Below are 16,206 nucleotides of genomic sequence, written 5' to 3' on the forward strand. Positions count from 1 at the left end.
AGTTTATGTTGCTTGCAAATTCTTAGTTTGCTCAAATAACATTTTTTGTGTTCGAGTATTTTCTAATACTTCAATAGTTTTCAAAATATCACGCGCTTCTCTCGTGCCTTCCATGATCCGTCTAGCTACCTTGCTATCTCCCATATTTAAAAGAACAGCACCATTACTTCTAGCATAATTGTCTAGTTCTCGAATCAGTGGTGCTTCTGCTCTCATTCCTAAACAAACAAACCCTAAATCAAATGATAACTCCAATAATTCTCCATCTTTTTCAACTAAAAAGCTACTTTCTTTGACTTCCATTAATTTCGTTTCTACATGGACTTCAACCCCATATTTTTCAACGATTTCCATCATCGCTAATTTCGTAATTAAATCTAAATCTTTCCCAATTTCACCTTGCATTTCCACAATACTAACTTTTTTTGCCCCACGTTCAGCATAATACTCAACGACATCTAACCCTACGGCACCCCCACCGATTACAACAACTTCTTTTCCTTTAAATTCTTGGAAGTTAGACATATCTTCTAAGATATCAAAAATAGAAAAGATCTTACGATTTGGATTTTCCAGCTGTTCTTTCAGCCCATTAATCGGTGGTAATAAGGGCTTAGCACCTGTTGCATTAACAATAATATCTGGTTTAATCGCTTCAATATCTGTTAATGTGGCCGCATGGTTCATGTAAATCGACAAATTATCTAACTCTTTGCAACGATTGATTTCATAAGTAATAAAATCATCGATACGTTTTTTATCAGGAAAACGCGCAATCTCATGTCCTAAACCGCCTAAGTAGTTTTTTTGTTCAAATAATTCTACAGAAACACCAACCTCGGCTGCAGTTGCCGCAGCTTCTAACCCTGTTGTTCCGCCACCGATAACTACCATTTTTGTTGGATGTAATACAGGTTTCATTTTATACGCATCTTCATAATGAAGATCTGGATTAACCGTGCATCGCATTGGACGTGCTTTGGCGATTCTATGATCAGCACAACCAATATTGCAGGAAATACATTTTCTTAAAAGCTCTTCTTGTCCATTTGCCACTTTATTGACCCAATTCGGTTCAGCAATCAACCCGCGACCCATTGCCAAAAGATCCGCTTCACCTGTTTCAAGAATTTCAGCAGCACGCTTTGGACTACGAATATTTCCGGATGTGACCGTTATTTTATCTGGAAAACGTTCTTTCACCGCTTTTGACATATAAGAACGCCAACCATCTGGCAAATTCATTTTATCAATCTGATATTGCAAGCTATCATTTAATGCAGCAGAAACATTTAAAATATCTACTTCCTCTGCAAAGTAACTTAAAATTTCAATTGTATCTTCTAATGTATTACCGCCTTCTAACAATTCATCTGCACTAAATCTTAGTGAAATTGGGAAAAACGGTCCTACCGCTTTTCTTACAGCTTCAACAACAAGTTTAGTCAACCGAGCGCGATTTTCGGGAGAACCGCCAAACTTATCTGTCCGTTTGTTGTATAAAGGAGATAAAAATTGACTTAAAAGATAAGAATGCCCTGCGTGAATTTCTACACAATCAAAACCAGCACGTTGCGCTCTTAATGCTCCCTCAGCATATTTATCCACAATCGTATAAATTTCTTCTTCCGTTAACGGACGAGGAATCGGATTTCCTTTTTTTGAAGGAATGTTCGATGCTGAAACTGGTTGCGCCCCATCTAAACGCAATCCATAAGCTGAAGCCCCAGCATGATTGATTTGAACAGATGTACTTGCGCCATAAGCATGCATTTTTTCATTAAAATGCCACAAACCTGAAATATATTGATCGTTATCCATACGTAATTGACGCGCACCGTTTGTTCCCATGGGGTAATCGATACACACATTTTCTAGTGTGATCAAACCTGTTCCGCCTTTAGCTCGTTGTTCATAGTAAGAAACATGCTGCATACTAAATGTCCCATCCATGTTTGCAAAATTAGTGCCCATTGGCGGCATAACAACTCGATTTTTAAGTGTCATTCGTTTAATCGTTAACGGTTCAAATATTGCTTGATATTTATTCATGATGTCCTCCTGTTCAATTGTTAAAAAATTCACAATCCTTATGTTTTTATTTTAATCCAAGGAATCGATAAATTCCAATCAATCTTTTTTATACTTTCGATAAATTACATTTATGTATCATCGTCCATTTATTAATGCATCTTTCTTCCATTATTGATAAACTATATTTAATGAATGATTAATTAAGGAGTTTATCATATGAATTTACGTCAACTTGAATTTTTCAGAACATTAGCAAACACACAGCACATGACCCATGCTGCCAAATTATTAAATACAACACAGCCAAACTTAAGTCACTCTATGTCTGAACTTGAAAAAGAATTAGAAGCACAACTATTTGAAAAAAAAGGACGGAATATCCAATTAACAAAATATGGAAAGTTTTTTTATACCTATGTCTCTACAGCTCTAGAAGAACTGGCAAAAGGGGAACGGGCATTAAAAGAATTAGTGAGTCCTGAAAAGGGACAGATTGATTTTGGCTTTATATACACTGCTGGATCGTTTTTAGCACCGATGTTGATGAAAGAATTTTCAACCACTCCTGGTAATGAACAGATTCGCTTCAACTTATTTCAAGGCAATTCCTTTGATATGACCGACTTATTACTGAAAGAAGAAGTAGATATTGCGATCATGTCTAAATTAAATGAGGATCAACAATTAACTTATGAAATAGTAACAGAACAAGAAATTGTTTTAGTCGTTCCTTTAGACCATCCATTAGCGAAGAAAGATCATGTCTCACTGGGAGAAACCAACGATTATCCGTTTGTCTATTTTAATAAACGAAGTGGGTTACGCCCTCATATTGATAAAATGCTAACAGCGGCTTCTGTTACGCCGACCATCGTTTGTGAAGTCGAAGAAGACCACACGATGCTTGGATTTGTTGCCAATAGTTATGGCATTGCCCTTATGCCAAGAATCCCTTCTATCTCTGCTTATAAAGTAAAAACAATCACTTTAGATGATAATCTTTTCCCCCGTTTTATTTATCTCGCAACAAAAAAAGATCATTTTCTCTCACCAGCAGCCTTGCGTTTTAAAGAATTTATCGTCTTATTTGCTCAAAATATGTTCTATCAATAGAAATGACTCATATCTTTAGTTAAGCTAAAAAAGACACTGCGTTTTCGATCGAAGTGTCTTTTTCTAGTATTAAAATGTTTGTTATTTTTCTATTTCTATAATGAACACTTTTAAATAGTTTCCCTCTTCAAAGCGCCTAGTCGTTTTAAAATCGCTAGGCAGTTGATACGTTTCTTTAAACTGATACCGCACACGTTTTTCCTCTAACGCATCTGTAATCATTTTTTTATATTTATCCAAAGAAATATTAGCAGCATTTGTGGATGCAATCAACCATCCTTTATCTTGTAAAATAGCTACAGAATCTTTCACTAGCTCTCCATAATTTTTAGCTACAGAAAAAACTTTTTTCTTGTTTCGAGCAAAACTTGGAGGATCAAGAATGATCACATCGTACTTTAATTGTTTGCGTAATGCATACTTAAAATATTCAAACACATCCATTACAACAATTTTTTGTTCATCCACAGCAAGCTGATTCACTTCAAACTGCTCTTTGGTTTTCGGCAAACTTCGCTTAGCTAAATCCACACTTGTTGTTGTACTTGAACCACCCATTGCACTAGCAACTGAAAATGCCCCCGTATAGCTAAACATATTTAACACCGTTTTTCCAGCAGCAAGTCCTTCAACCAAGCGACCTCTAACTTCCTTTTGATCTAAAAATATGCCTGTCATCAATCCATCATTTAAATACGTTGCATACGTCACACCATTTTCAGTGATTAAAAGTGGTTCAGGCGCGTCTAGACCAAATAGTTTCTGTGACTCTGGTAATGAGTCATTTGAAAAACGGATTTTCTCATACGCGCCAGAAATTTCTGGAACACTTTTTTTAAAAGCATTAATGATGACTTCTTTTTTATGGTAAAGTGTGTCATTGTACCATGAAAAAACAGCAAACTCTCCATAACGATCAATTGTTAATCCACCCAACCCATCTCCTTCACCATTAAACAAACGATAAGCCGAAGTCAAAGAATCCTGTTCAAAAACCTCACGATGATTTTTCGCTTTAGTAAAAAGAGCTTCTAAAAAAAACGAATCCACCTCACCTTGCCAATTCACTAACCAGCCGATTCCTTTATTCTGTTTGCCAAGATAACCTGTTGCAATATACTTTCCTTGAGAATCCACAAATCGTAGCCAATCATTTGGAAAAGAATCGGGGCCATTTACTAAATCTTCTTTTTGAATAAGTGGGTATCCTGCTTTAAATTTTTTTTCTGACCTTTTTACAACTTTTATATCCATAAAAAACATCCTTATCTACATTATTTATCTTTATCCTAAAAACAGCTATTCTAGGTACATTCTTTGCTAGTATATCAAAAAAAAAGACTTCTGTCGTTAGCAATCAATCTTGTAGATTTCTGCTATAATCTTAAGAAATGTAAAAATTTATTAACCTTTCCCCTCCTAAACTTGATTTAAATTGACATAAATTCGCAGAGAGAGTAGAATTAAATTCGTATATGTAAAGCTTTTGGAAAATTTTCATTCGCTTTCTTTTAGATTTGAACTTGGAAAGGATCGTTTACTTTGAATATTATAAAAAAAATACATACGCCGAACTTTTTAAACAAGCGTTTGGGGCTGTTTGGTTTTGTCGCAGTATTAATTTGGCTAAAAAACATTTTTGCTTATACAGTTGATTTTCATTTAAGAATTGAGAATGCGCTTGAATACTTCATTCTCTTCATCAATCCGGTTGCCTCTACATTTTTCTTATTGGCAATCGCATTATATATTAGAAGAAAGAAAGCTTCATATATTACGATGATGGTCATTTACTTCTTAATGTCTTTACTGTTATTCTCAAATGTTGTTTACTATAGAGAATTTACTGACTTCATTACTGTAAACACTATGCTTGGTGCTGGAAAAGTCGCAAGTGGGCTTGGCGAAAGTGCCTTACGTTTATTTAGACCTTATGATATTCTTTACTGGCTTGATTTTATTATTGTTGGTATTTTGTTGATTACTAAAAAAATCAAGATGGATGAACGTCCAATTAGAGCAAGAGTTGCCGTATCTATCAGCTTGTTATCAGCGTTGTTTTTTGCAGCAAATTTAACATTAGCAGAAACTGCACGTCCTTCCTTGTTGACACGTCAATTTTCTCGTGATTATATTGTAAAATTTTTAGGATTAAATGCCTTCACCGTTTATGATGGTGTGACAACTTACCAAACCAACCAAGTTCGCGCTGAAGCTAGTGAAAATGATATGGATAAAGTCGCAGATTATGCTAAAGAGCATTATGCCGCACCAAATCCTGATACATTTGGGATCGCCAAAGGAAAAAATGTTATCTATATTCATTTGGAAAGTTTCCAACAGTTCTTGATAGATTATAAATTAAAAGACGAAAATGGTGTTGAACATGTGGTTACACCTTTCCTTAATAGCATTTACCATAATCAAAGTACCTATAGTTTTGATAACTTCTTCCACCAAGTAGGACAAGGAAAAACAAGTGACGCTGAAACCATGTTTGAAAATTCATTGTTTGGTTTAGATCAAGGCTCTTTGTTCACACAAGTTGGTGGCAAAAATACATTCCAAGCTGCACCAGCTATTTTAGGTCAAGAAGCTGGTTATACAAGTGCTGTATTCCATGGTAACGCTGGAAACTTCTGGAATCGTAATGAAACGTACAAACATTTAGGTTACAATTACTTCTTTGATGCTAATTATTACGATGTCAACGAAGATAACTCATTCCAATACGGATTGCATGATAAACCGTTCTTCCAGCAATCTGCTCAATATTTGGAACACTTGCAACAACCATTTTACTCTAAATTTATTGCGGTTTCTAACCATTATCCATATTCTCAATTTACGAATGACGAAGCTGGATTCCCAATTGCTAAAACATCTGACGAAACAATTAACGGTTACTTTGCAACAGCAAACTACCTTGATAAGTCAGTTGAAGAATTTTTCAACTATTTAAAAGCTTCTGGATTATACGATAATTCAGTCATTGTTCTATATGGTGATCACTATGGTGTTTCAACTTCTAGAAACCAAAACTTAGCTGAGTTAGTTGGGAAAACAAAATCAACATGGAATGACTTTGATAATTCTACAATGCAACGTGTTCCTTACATGATTCATGTTCCAGGTCAATCAAATGGTGGTATCAACCACACTTATGGTGGACAAATTGATGCTTTACCTACCCTTTTACATTTAATGGGTATTGATACTAAAAATTATATTCAAATGGGTCAAGATTTATTTTCTAAAGAAAACGAACAAATCGTTGCCTTTAGAAATGGAAACTATGTCTCTCCTAAGTATACAATGCTTGGATCAAGTATTTACGAAACAACAACAGGTCGTTTAATTGAAGAACCTACTGAGCAAGAGAAACAAGAAGCTCAAGCTATGAAAGCAAAAGCTGCACTCCAATTGGAAATGTCTGACCAAACTACTACTGGTGACTTATTACGTTTTTATACAAATAGCGGGTTAAAAGAGGTCAATCCAGATGCTTACAATTACAAAGACCAACTTAAACAAATGGAAAAAATTGAAGCAGAAAAAGGCAAAGATTCAACTAGTGTCTATAGTAAAAATAACAATACTTCTACTACAGATAAATATCAGACTGACTCCTATCAAGGATATGTGAAAACTGGAAAATAACATAGATTAATCAAAAAAGCTTGAGTAAACTACTCAAGCTTTTTAAATCTTTTTCATAATAAATTCATATTCTTCTTTTATACTGATAATGTGAGAGGTGAGTATATTTGAAAAACATCCGTTACGCATTTGCCAGTGTTTCTTATCATAAAAAACTTTCTTTTTCTATTGGTATTTGCTCCTTTTTTTTCCTTTTCTTTCTAACCTGTATTTTGAATCTTATTGATCTGGAAAGAATATTATATAACGAAGTAAATCAAGTAATTAGCATCACTGATTACTTTGTCAATTATCAAAAAATCATGCAGCTATACACTTCTTTCTACATTATTATTTTATTATTTTGGGTTCTTTTAATCACACTCTTAATCTCTATATCTTTAAGGGCAAAAAAACAAGATATGCTTAAATGGCGCTTCATGGGTTTTTCAAATGGTTTCATTATGAAACAAGCCATTTTGGAGACATTAATTCCAGTATTAGCTGGAATTCTTACGGCAAGCTTATTTTTCTTAGTTTGTCAGCATACGTATGAATTTTTGCTCATTCACTTTAGACCATTATTCGCAAATGGAATGAATATAAAACCAGTCTCTTTCTTTTCGTCAAGTATGACTATAGAAAGCACCCCCAGCTCAACAGAAAGTACAAGCAGTACTGCCCATTTTCTCTCTCTTACAATGAATTTACCTGACAGAGCTATTTTCAACGCATTTTTGAGAAGTACGATTCCTTTAGTTGTTACTACAGTTATTGTTACCTTATTTTTAACGTATTCTGTTTCAAGAAAATCGAAACAAGTAATTAGGATGTGAGTAAATGAGTTATTCTTTAGAAAAAAATTGGACAAATGATAGCTTCAAACAATTAGTTGAACAGCAACATATGACTGTTATTTTAGAAGATCAAAGCAGTATTCAAGCAGATTTTTATTTTCTTATTGATAGAACATTTGATATGAAACAATCAATGGCCATTGGATTTATATCTTCGGAAAATACGTTTTTATCTTATCTGTCAATCAAAGACAATCTTTTTGTCGGTTCCTCTATTAAAGAAAAGCATAAAAAACAATTGTTAACTGAGTATTTTGAATATGTCGGACTTGTAATGAGCACTCTAAATAAATCAGAAAAACAACTTACAACATTTGAACGAATTAAACTTCAATTAGTTCAACTAATGTTAATCAATAAAGATATCATTATCATCGATGATATCTTTCAAGAACTCTCTATAACACAGAGACAAGAACTACTTCCATTACTTCAAAAGATAACAAAAGAAAAGAAAAAAGCAATTCTTGTTTTAACTAATGATATACAAATTGCAGAAAGTCCTTACATGGATCGAATTATTAACAAAATAGCTTAAACAACTTAGAGCCTGAAACAAAACTGAAAAATCAGTTTTGTTTCAGGCTCTAAGTACGAACACACGGTGGGAGCAGGAGCAACTCCTTCTTATTTCTCGAAGTTAAACACTTCTGAGGTGCCCTCCCAACCTCTTCTTTGCTTAATGATCTTCTATTTCTACATCAGGAAATGAAATGGTGAACATTGTTCCCTTACCTTCTTCACTTTCCACATTGATTTTTCCTTTATGCAATCGAACTAACTGTTGTACAATGGATAATCCTAAACCCGATTCTCCATACTTTGTATTTTTTCTTGATGGGTCCACTTTATAATAGCGATCCCATATATTATGCACTTGCTCTTCTGACATGCCAATACCAGTATCGGCAATTGTAATAATCGTTTCCAGATAACCTTTTTGAATATTTACACGAATCTCACCGTCTTGAGTAAACTGAATTGCATTTTGAATGATGTTAACAATAATTTGAACAAAGCGATCATAATCCGCATATACATCTATTTCCTGATCCGTCTCTAAGATAAGTCGATCATTTGCAGATTCAGCCTTCCCTTCCAATTGTGTCAGAATATTTTGAAGCGTTTCAGTGCCATTAAATTTTTTAACTACGATACTGATTTGATTTGTTCTGATTTTTTCATAGTCTAAATTCTCATTGACTAAGCGAATTAAACGCGATGTTTCGTTTTGCATAAGCTTGATTGCATTTTCTCTTTGCCCTTCAGGTATCGCATTGTATTGCAAGCCTTCAAGTAAGCCATTGATAGTCGTCAGAGGCGTTCTCATTTCATGTGAAGCATCTGCCATAAACTGACGTCTTCGCTCTTCTTGGCGATCAATCTCTTCTCGTGACTCTTTCAAAGAATCAGCCATCTTATTGAAGTCTTCTGCCAGATCATCAAATTCATCTTTATCATGGGTCACTAACTTGATATCAAAATTACCACTCGTTATTTCTTTCGTCGCTTTTCTCATTCGATTAATTCGTTTCACCTGAAAACTAGCAAAGAAATAACTTAAAATCAAACCTACAATACTTGATATGATAAATCCTTTAAATAAATTTCCTGTGATTGCATCTACACTATCTGAGACATTTTTAGCTGGTTGTGTAATGACAACAGCTCCAACAATAAGCAAATTTTCTTTTGATTTTGGATCTTCTGTGGTTACAGGTAACATTACATACGAAGACATATTCTTGTCTCCATATATATCTTGATTGACCGTCACGTACTCTTGTTTGCCACTCATCAATTCAGGCCAATAACTTTCAATTAAAGAAAAGTCTAATTTTTTTTTTGATTCTACTGGGTATTGAATCGTCATATCTCGATCAATAAAAATAAACTGAACATCTTGATTACTTAACACATTCTCTGACAATTTAAACGATGTATTTAAAACATTTTGGTCCGTCATTCCAGGATAACGATTGATAGAATCTTTCGTTTTCCAAGCTGACTGTGCATAGCCTTTTAATTGCTCATAATTATTGTCTTGCATCGTTTTTTTAGTCAATTGGGTAAATGATGTTCCCACAATCAAAATAATAAGAATAATCACACCCCAAAAAGCTAGTAACTGTTGATATAGATATTTCATTTAAGCTACTCCAGAATCGTCAAATTTATACCCCACGCCCCAAACAGTTTGAATGACTTGTGGCCCCACTTTTTCAATTTTTTGACGTAATTTTTTAATATGCGCATCGACTGTTCGTTCATCACCAAAATATTGATAGTCCCAAACCATTTCAAGTAATTGTTCTCGTGAAAATACTTGTCTTGGTTTTTTCGCTAATGTGTACAATAAATCAAACTCTTTCGGTGTCAATCCATCAATTTGTTTTTCATCAAGGTATGCTTCTCTTGTTTTTGTATTCATTTTAAAGTGATCCGTTACTACGTCAAATTTTTCATTAGAACTTTCAGTAGAATCGACGGACTGTTCCCCAATCTCTGAACGGCGATGTAAAGCTTTCATTCTAGCAATTAAAGTTAAAGGACTAAAAGGTTTGGTCACATAATCATCGGCTCCCATTTCTAGCCCAATCACTTGATCACTTTCCGAATCACGAGCTGTCAGCATGATGATTGGCACAGTATTCGATATTTTTCTAATTTCTCTACAGACAGCCATTCCGTCCATTGTTGGTAAGTTTAAGTCTAAAGTAATCATATCCCATTTCTCAGGGTTTTCCAAAAAGACAGTCAGTCCTTCCTTCCCATCATATTTGAAAGTTGCTTCCCAGCCTTCATTTAGGAAAAACATCTGCATCATTTCTGAAACTGATTCATTATCTTCTATCATTAATACGTTCATTATATTCGCCTCTTTCTTTCAAGTTTCACGTCACTTATATTATACTCTAAAATCAAGCCAGCTCCAATAACTTCTACCTTTCTTCAAAAAAGCTTTGTCTTTTTTTCATTTTTTGATAAGATTAAGAGTGAAAGGATGTTGAAAATTCATGAAAAATATCCAAGCAGTTACTTTTTTTGATTTAGACGGCACATTACTTAATGAAAAATCTCAGATTACCCCAGAAATTACTTCAGCAATTAAGACTCTAAAAGAAAATCATGTCTTGCCATTGATCGCAACTGGGCGTACAATTGTTGAAATTGAATCAATTATGTCTGAAAGCGGTATCCATTCAGCCATTGCGATGAATGGTCAATTTATTCAAGTAGAAGGACAGAAAATTTACTCCAGTGAGTTCTCTTCTGAAGAATGTCTAAAAATGTATGAACTTACACAAGAACTTGGTCATGAGCTCTCTTTTTACAATGACCAGCAGATTTGGTGCTCTGGTCATAGCGAGATTTTAAAAAGTGCATATGCTTATATTCATTCAGATGCTCCTGTAATTGATGTAGCCAATTTTGATGATAAAACAGTCAATATGATGCTAGTTTTATCCACAGATGGAGATGAACACTATCTGAAACAATTTCCAGAGATGACTTTTTACCGAAACGGTCCCTATTCGATCGATACAGTAAGAAAAGGTGTCTCAAAAGGCAGCGGTGTGAAAAACTTATTCAAAACATTAGACCTGCCAAACGTTCCAACATTTGCTTTTGGTGACGGGATAAATGATCTCGCTTTATTTGATGCCTGTGACAATAAAATTGCGATGGGAAATGCTCGCACAGAGCTAAAAGAACGGGCAAGTTACATTACGAAGAAAAATACAGATGGCGGTATTATCCACGCCTTAAAGCATTTTGATTTGATTTAAGGCTTGCTTCTAAAGAAAAAATCCCACTTCTTATTTAGAAGATGGGATTTCTTTTTTATGTCTTTTTTGATGAACACAGATAACTGTTCCTGTCACTTGAATCAATAAGAGAAAAAGCAAGATAATGCTTAAAGCCATATGTCCTTGATCGAATGTTCTTTTTAACAACACAAGTAAAATTAGGCTGCTTATTGAATAAAGTGACCATTGTTTATCCATAATATCTAGACCCCTTCGGTTTGTTATCTATAAGGATAGGACTTTTACAGAAAAAAAGCAAGAGTCTTTATGCTATCTGTGAACTTTTAAACATTTTTTTAGTATTTCTTTATTATTCTTAGGAGAATTTAAACATTATGTTTTTTAAGCAATCAAGTTATTCTCATTTAAAACAGGGGAAAAAAATGATACACTGTTTTTGTTGCATTATTTACTTTTAAGGAGACGTTAATCTATGAATGAGAATGAAACAAAACGACAACTAATCCTTGATACTTGTTTAATGGCTGGAAAAATCATGACAGAAAGTGGTTCTGAGGTTTATCGTGTGGAAGATACGATGGATCGTATTGCAGAAAATGCAGGTCAAAAGCAAAGTGTCAGTTATGTCACTGCAACGGGCCTTTTTATGGGCTTTCGTTCGAGTAATTATACCCAGATTGAAAATGTAACAGAAAGAAGCATCAATTTAGAAAAAGTTGCGACCGTTAATAATCTTTCGCGTAAATTTGCCGAAAAAGAAATTACTTTGGAAGAACTTAATTATCGTTTAAAAAATATTAATCAAGAAGCACCTACCTACAGTGTTCCTTTGCAAATTGTTGCCGCTGGATTGGTCAGTTGTACATTGATGTACATTTTTGGCGGTACATGGTCTGATTTTGTAGCAACTTTTGTCATTGGTATGATCGGCTTTTGTGTTTCTTATTTTACAAAACATCTATTGAACATCAAATTTTTAGACGATTTTCTTGCAGCTTTTACTATTGGTTTATGCGCCTATCTAGCTGTTAGTTTTCAATTAGCCGTAAACATCGACAATATTATTATCGGTGCTGTGATGCCTTTGGTACCTGGTGTTGCAATCACAAACTCATTTCGAGATATTCTAGCTGGTCATCTATTAAGTGGCACTGCTCGTGCAACGGAAGCTGTTTTTGTTGCCGGGTCTATTGGAATCGGTATTGCGATTGTGTTTAAACTATTTATGTAAGGAGAAATTTAATGGAGATTATCATTCATTGCTTATTTAGTTATTTAAGTACGGTTACATTTGGAATTGTCACGAATGTTCCTAGAAAATTATTAAATACTTGCGGCATAACAGGTGCTGTTGGTTGGATGTTGTTTTGGTTTACTAAAAATTTGGAGTCAGGAGAAATCTTCGCTAACTTTCTGGGGGCAATCGGTATTGGGTTAATGAGTATCTTCTTTTCACGTAGAAAAAAAATGCCGATGATTATTTTCAACATTCCAAGTTTGGTGCCCTTAGTTCCTGGAGGACCTGCTTACCAAGCCGTTAGAAGTATTGTGTTAGGTGATTATATTAGTGGCGTTCATTTCATTATAAAAGTAATCATGACCGCAGGAGCCATTGCTGCTGGGTTTATGGTTACTGGTATAGTAGAAAGACTTCTGAAACGTTTATTCGATCGTAAAACGACCCCATCTTAAATCAATTAGAAAAACAAAACAAATAAGCTAAGTTTTTCAAATCGTTTATTCTGATTTAATGAGCGAAACAAAAACAGCTCTCTTGTTTTTGTCTCGCTCTCTAATCTTAGTATGTTTTTTTGATTAATCAACTGCCAACTCTTCTGGCTCCTCTTCAAAAAATAAAAGTAAATCTTGCAAGGTTAGCTTTTCTTTTTCTTCTTTGTTTAAATCTTTAATAATCTGCCCTTTTTGCAATACAATCAGACGATTGCCATAATGCAAGGCATCTTCCATTCGATGAGTAATCATCAAACAAGTTAACTCATTTTCCTTAATTCTCTGATCGGTCAAATGCATTAATTGCTTGGAAGTTTTAGGATCTAAGGCTGCGGTATGTTCATCTAAAAGTAATAAATCCGGCTTAGTTAAAGTAGCCATTAACAAACTCAAGGCTTGCCTTTGTCCACCAGATAAATTACCTGTGGGTGTATCCAAATGATTCTCTAAACCATTACCTACCTCAGCACAAATTTTCGTAAAATGTGCTCGTTGTTCATTGATTTTACGCAAGCTCAAACCGCGACGTTGCCCTCTATATAAAGCCAATAATAAATTTTCAGCAACGGTCATCCTTGGAGCTGTACCCATCTTAGGGTCCTGAAAAACTCGTGAAAAGAACTGTGCTCTTTTTTCTTCTGAAAAATTAGTAATTGATTGCTCTTTAACAAAAAGCTCCCCTTCACTTAAAGAAATAGTTCCTGCAATACTATTAAACAAGGTACTTTTCCCTGCTCCATTACCTCCTAAAACTGTTACAAATTCACCTTTAGCAATTTTCAAATTGACATGATTTAAAATCGTTTTCGTTTCATTCAAACCATTATCAATTCGCTTAGTTGCATTTTTAAGCTCTAAAATTATCGTCATTTTTCAGCCTCCTTTTCTGGTAAAAAATGTAGATTCAATGCTTTTTTTAGTTGAGGAATCATTAAACATACTGCTAAAATCACTGCTGAGAAAATTTTCAAGTACGTAGTATCAAATCCTAGTTTGATTACCATTAAAATGAGCAATTGATAAATAATACTGCCAACCACAATTGCAACTAAACGTTCTGCAAATGTCAATTCACCAAACAATACTTCACCGATGATAATCGAGGCCAAACCAATCACAATAACCCCTGTTCCTTTATTAACGTCTGCATAGCCATCGTTTTGAGCAATCAAGGCACCTGATAAAGCAATAACACCGTTTGATAACGTCAACCCTAATATTTTCATTGAGTCTGTCTTAATACCGATAGAACGAGCCATGCTTTCATTATCACCCGTAGCAATATACGCTTGACCTAAATTAGTGTTAAAGAAAAACAGTAATAAACTAATAATGATCGTTAGAAAAATCACACCCAAAAAAACAATGTCATAGTAATTTGGTAAATCCAGTTGAACAAAAAAGTCCTGAATTTTTGGCTTGTTCAATAGTGATAGATTTGGTGTCTGCATCACATACAAAATGACTGAATTCAGACCCGACATAACTAAAATCCCTGCCAGAATCACTGGAATCTTTCCTTTGGTAAATAGTAATCCTGTTATAAGTCCTGCGCACATCCCTGCTAAAACACCTAGTAAAGTGGCCCAAACAGGATGAATCCCTGACGTAATTGCTGTTACGCAAACAGCACCTCCTAAAGGAAATGACCCTTCTGTTGTCATATCTGGAAAATTTAAAATTCGATAGGTCATAAAAATACCTAGACCTAGTATTGCCCATAACATTCCTTGTCCAATTGCTGAAACAATCATTTGATTCTCTCCTTCGCTTTATTCTATGATTTTCGCTTCTGATAGTACATCATTAGGGATTGTAATTCCCAATTTATCTGCTTGCTTTTGATTGATAATCGTATCTCCTGTTTTAAATGTATAAATGGGAGTTGTTTCTGGTTTTGATTTACCAGCTAGAATATCTGCAGCCATTTTTCCCGTTTGAACGCCTAACTCATACTGATTAATCCCAACTGTTGCAATTCCTCCTTGTTGAACCATCGTGTCAACAGATGGAATTATCGGCGTTTTGCTTTTATTTGCTTCGTTAACAACTGTTTGCATCGCATTCGCAATTGTATTATCTGTAGGAATGTAAATAAAATCAACTTCACTTGTCATCACTTGAACAGTTTGAGCTATTTCATTGCTAGATGGGACTGCAAAGGTTTTTACTGACAATCCCTTTTGTTGGGCAACTTTTTTCGCTTCATCTACTTGATATTTTGAGTTCTCTTCAGAAGATGCATAAAGAATACCCACTGTTTTACTTTTTGGTAGTAGTTTATTAGCTAATTCAAATTGCGCATCTACAGGGGATTTATCACTTACACCAGTAATATTTCCACCAGGTTCTTTATCATTTTTCACCAACCCTGCACTTACAGGATCCGTGATTGCCCCTAATACAATAGGTATCGTTGTCGTTGTATTCGCTAAAGCTTGTGCAGCCGGTGTAGCAATTCCAATCAATACATCTGCTTTTTTCTCTTGAACTAGCTGTTGACTCATTGTTGTTAATTTACTTTGATCTGCTTGCCCATTTTGAAAAGCAATAGTTATATTTTTTCCATCTATATAGCCATTTTCTTCCAAACCAGCTTGAATCCCTTTATAAATTTGATCCAATGCAGGATGGCTAACAAACTGAAGTACACCTAGCGTTGGTAATTTTTGTTTGACTCCTTCTTTTTTTTCTACAAAAAACGAGCCAATTAGAAAAATAACAATGATTGCTATAACAATACGTAAACGATTTTTTCTCATTTTCTTTCCTCCTAAATATAACAGTCCTTAAAAATAAAAAAACAACGACAAATCCTAAAAAGGAGTGGTCGTTGTTTAAAACAAAAACCACATAGATCAATAATCATCTATGCGGTCATAATTCACCATGAAAAAATCAGCATAGATACAAAAATTAGAATCAATCTTCTAAAGTTGTATCTATGAGAGTGCCATACATACAACTATCTACGCCAGTTTTGCCATGAATTATTCAATTGGTTGATTGGTTTTGATACTTGGTTCATGTAATCACTCCTATAGTTTTTCTGTTAAAAA

Annotated in this window: 15 protein-coding genes; 7 read left to right on the forward strand and 8 right to left on the reverse strand. The window is 34.4% G+C overall.

What is annotated here, in order from left to right; genetic code table 11:
• Positions 1–3: 3 nt before the first annotated feature.
• Positions 4–2,052, reverse strand: coding sequence for an oxidoreductase (locus A5880_RS00830; protein WP_086330191.1), 2,049 nt, complete (start codon positions 2,050–2,052; stop codon positions 4–6).
• A gap of 198 nt (positions 2,053–2,250) precedes the next feature.
• Here A5880_RS00830 and A5880_RS00835 point away from each other — a divergent pair, with 198 nt between their 5' ends.
• The gene (locus A5880_RS00835) at positions 2,251–3,147 is read left to right on the forward strand and encodes a LysR family transcriptional regulator (protein ID WP_086330192.1); all 897 of its coding nucleotides are present in this window, start codon (positions 2,251–2,253) and stop codon (positions 3,145–3,147) included.
• Between the two features lie 81 nt (positions 3,148–3,228).
• Here A5880_RS00835 and A5880_RS00840 read toward each other — a convergent pair whose 3' ends face one another.
• Complete coding sequence (locus A5880_RS00840) at positions 3,229–4,401, reverse strand: class I SAM-dependent rRNA methyltransferase (RefSeq protein WP_086330193.1); 1,173 nt, start codon at positions 4,399–4,401, stop codon at positions 3,229–3,231.
• A gap of 297 nt (positions 4,402–4,698) precedes the next feature.
• Here A5880_RS00840 and A5880_RS00845 point away from each other — a divergent pair, with 297 nt between their 5' ends.
• The 3 genes from A5880_RS00845 (at position 4,699) to A5880_RS00855 (ending at position 8,181) form a co-directional block, all read left to right on the forward strand.
• Positions 4,699–6,807, forward strand: a complete 2,109-nt coding sequence (locus A5880_RS00845) for an LTA synthase family protein (RefSeq protein ID WP_086330331.1) — start codon at positions 4,699–4,701, stop codon at positions 6,805–6,807.
• A gap of 107 nt (positions 6,808–6,914) precedes the next feature.
• Positions 6,915–7,622: an FtsX-like permease family protein gene (locus A5880_RS00850; RefSeq protein WP_086330194.1), complete on the forward strand. Its 708-nt coding sequence runs from the start codon at positions 6,915–6,917 to the stop codon at positions 7,620–7,622.
• A gap of 4 nt (positions 7,623–7,626) precedes the next feature.
• Positions 7,627–8,181 carry a hypothetical protein gene (locus tag A5880_RS00855; protein WP_086330195.1) on the forward strand — a complete coding sequence of 185 codons (555 nt, stop codon included), beginning with the start codon at positions 7,627–7,629 and terminating at the stop codon, positions 8,179–8,181.
• 141 nt (positions 8,182–8,322) lie between these two features.
• Here the strand turns inward: A5880_RS00855 and A5880_RS00860 are convergent, their stop codons facing one another.
• Both A5880_RS00860 and A5880_RS00865 read right to left on the reverse strand, forming a co-directional pair.
• Positions 8,323–9,792: a sensor histidine kinase gene (locus tag A5880_RS00860; protein WP_086330196.1), complete on the reverse strand. Its 1,470-nt coding sequence runs from the start codon at positions 9,790–9,792 to the stop codon at positions 8,323–8,325.
• Positions 9,793–10,512: a response regulator transcription factor gene (locus A5880_RS00865; RefSeq protein ID WP_086330197.1), complete on the reverse strand. Its 720-nt coding sequence runs from the start codon at positions 10,510–10,512 to the stop codon at positions 9,793–9,795.
• Positions 10,513–10,660: 148 nt separating this feature from the next.
• Between A5880_RS00865 and A5880_RS00870 the strand changes: the two genes are divergently transcribed.
• Positions 10,661–11,434 carry a Cof-type HAD-IIB family hydrolase gene (locus A5880_RS00870; RefSeq protein ID WP_086330198.1) on the forward strand — a complete coding sequence of 258 codons (774 nt, stop codon included), beginning with the start codon at positions 10,661–10,663 and terminating at the stop codon, positions 11,432–11,434.
• Positions 11,435–11,464: 30 nt separating this feature from the next.
• Here the strand turns inward: A5880_RS00870 and A5880_RS00875 are convergent, their stop codons facing one another.
• Positions 11,465–11,653 (reverse strand): hypothetical protein, encoded by a 189-nt coding sequence (locus A5880_RS00875; RefSeq protein WP_086330199.1) that lies wholly within the window; start codon positions 11,651–11,653, stop codon positions 11,465–11,467.
• 235 nt (positions 11,654–11,888) lie between these two features.
• Here A5880_RS00875 and A5880_RS00880 point away from each other — a divergent pair, with 235 nt between their 5' ends.
• Positions 11,889–12,647, forward strand: a complete 759-nt coding sequence (locus tag A5880_RS00880) for a threonine/serine exporter family protein (protein WP_086330200.1) — start codon at positions 11,889–11,891, stop codon at positions 12,645–12,647.
• Between the two features lie 11 nt (positions 12,648–12,658).
• A complete protein-coding gene (locus A5880_RS00885) occupies positions 12,659–13,108 on the forward strand; it encodes a threonine/serine exporter family protein (RefSeq protein WP_086330201.1) in 450 nt (149 codons plus the stop codon).
• A 123-nt stretch (positions 13,109–13,231) separates the two neighbouring features.
• Here A5880_RS00885 and A5880_RS00890 read toward each other — a convergent pair whose 3' ends face one another.
• Genes A5880_RS00890 through trpX form a run of 3 tightly spaced genes read right to left on the reverse strand, consistent with a single transcriptional unit; the run spans position 13,232 to position 15,909 of the window.
• Complete coding sequence (locus A5880_RS00890; protein WP_086330202.1) at positions 13,232–14,017, reverse strand: ABC transporter ATP-binding protein; 786 nt, start codon at positions 14,015–14,017, stop codon at positions 13,232–13,234.
• Positions 14,014–14,901, reverse strand: a complete 888-nt coding sequence (locus tag A5880_RS00895) for an ABC transporter permease (RefSeq protein WP_086330203.1) — start codon at positions 14,899–14,901, stop codon at positions 14,014–14,016. The genes A5880_RS00890 and A5880_RS00895 overlap by 4 nt, the downstream gene beginning before the upstream one ends.
• Positions 14,902–14,919: 18 nt before the next feature.
• Positions 14,920–15,909, reverse strand: a complete 990-nt coding sequence (gene trpX / locus A5880_RS00900; RefSeq protein WP_086330204.1) for a tryptophan ABC transporter substrate-binding protein — start codon at positions 15,907–15,909, stop codon at positions 14,920–14,922.
• Positions 15,910–16,206 lie beyond the last annotated feature (297 nt).

It is taken from the genome of Enterococcus sp. 4G2_DIV0659 (assembly GCF_002140715.2).
Classification (GTDB): domain Bacteria; phylum Bacillota; class Bacilli; order Lactobacillales; family Enterococcaceae; genus Enterococcus_L; species Enterococcus_L mansonii.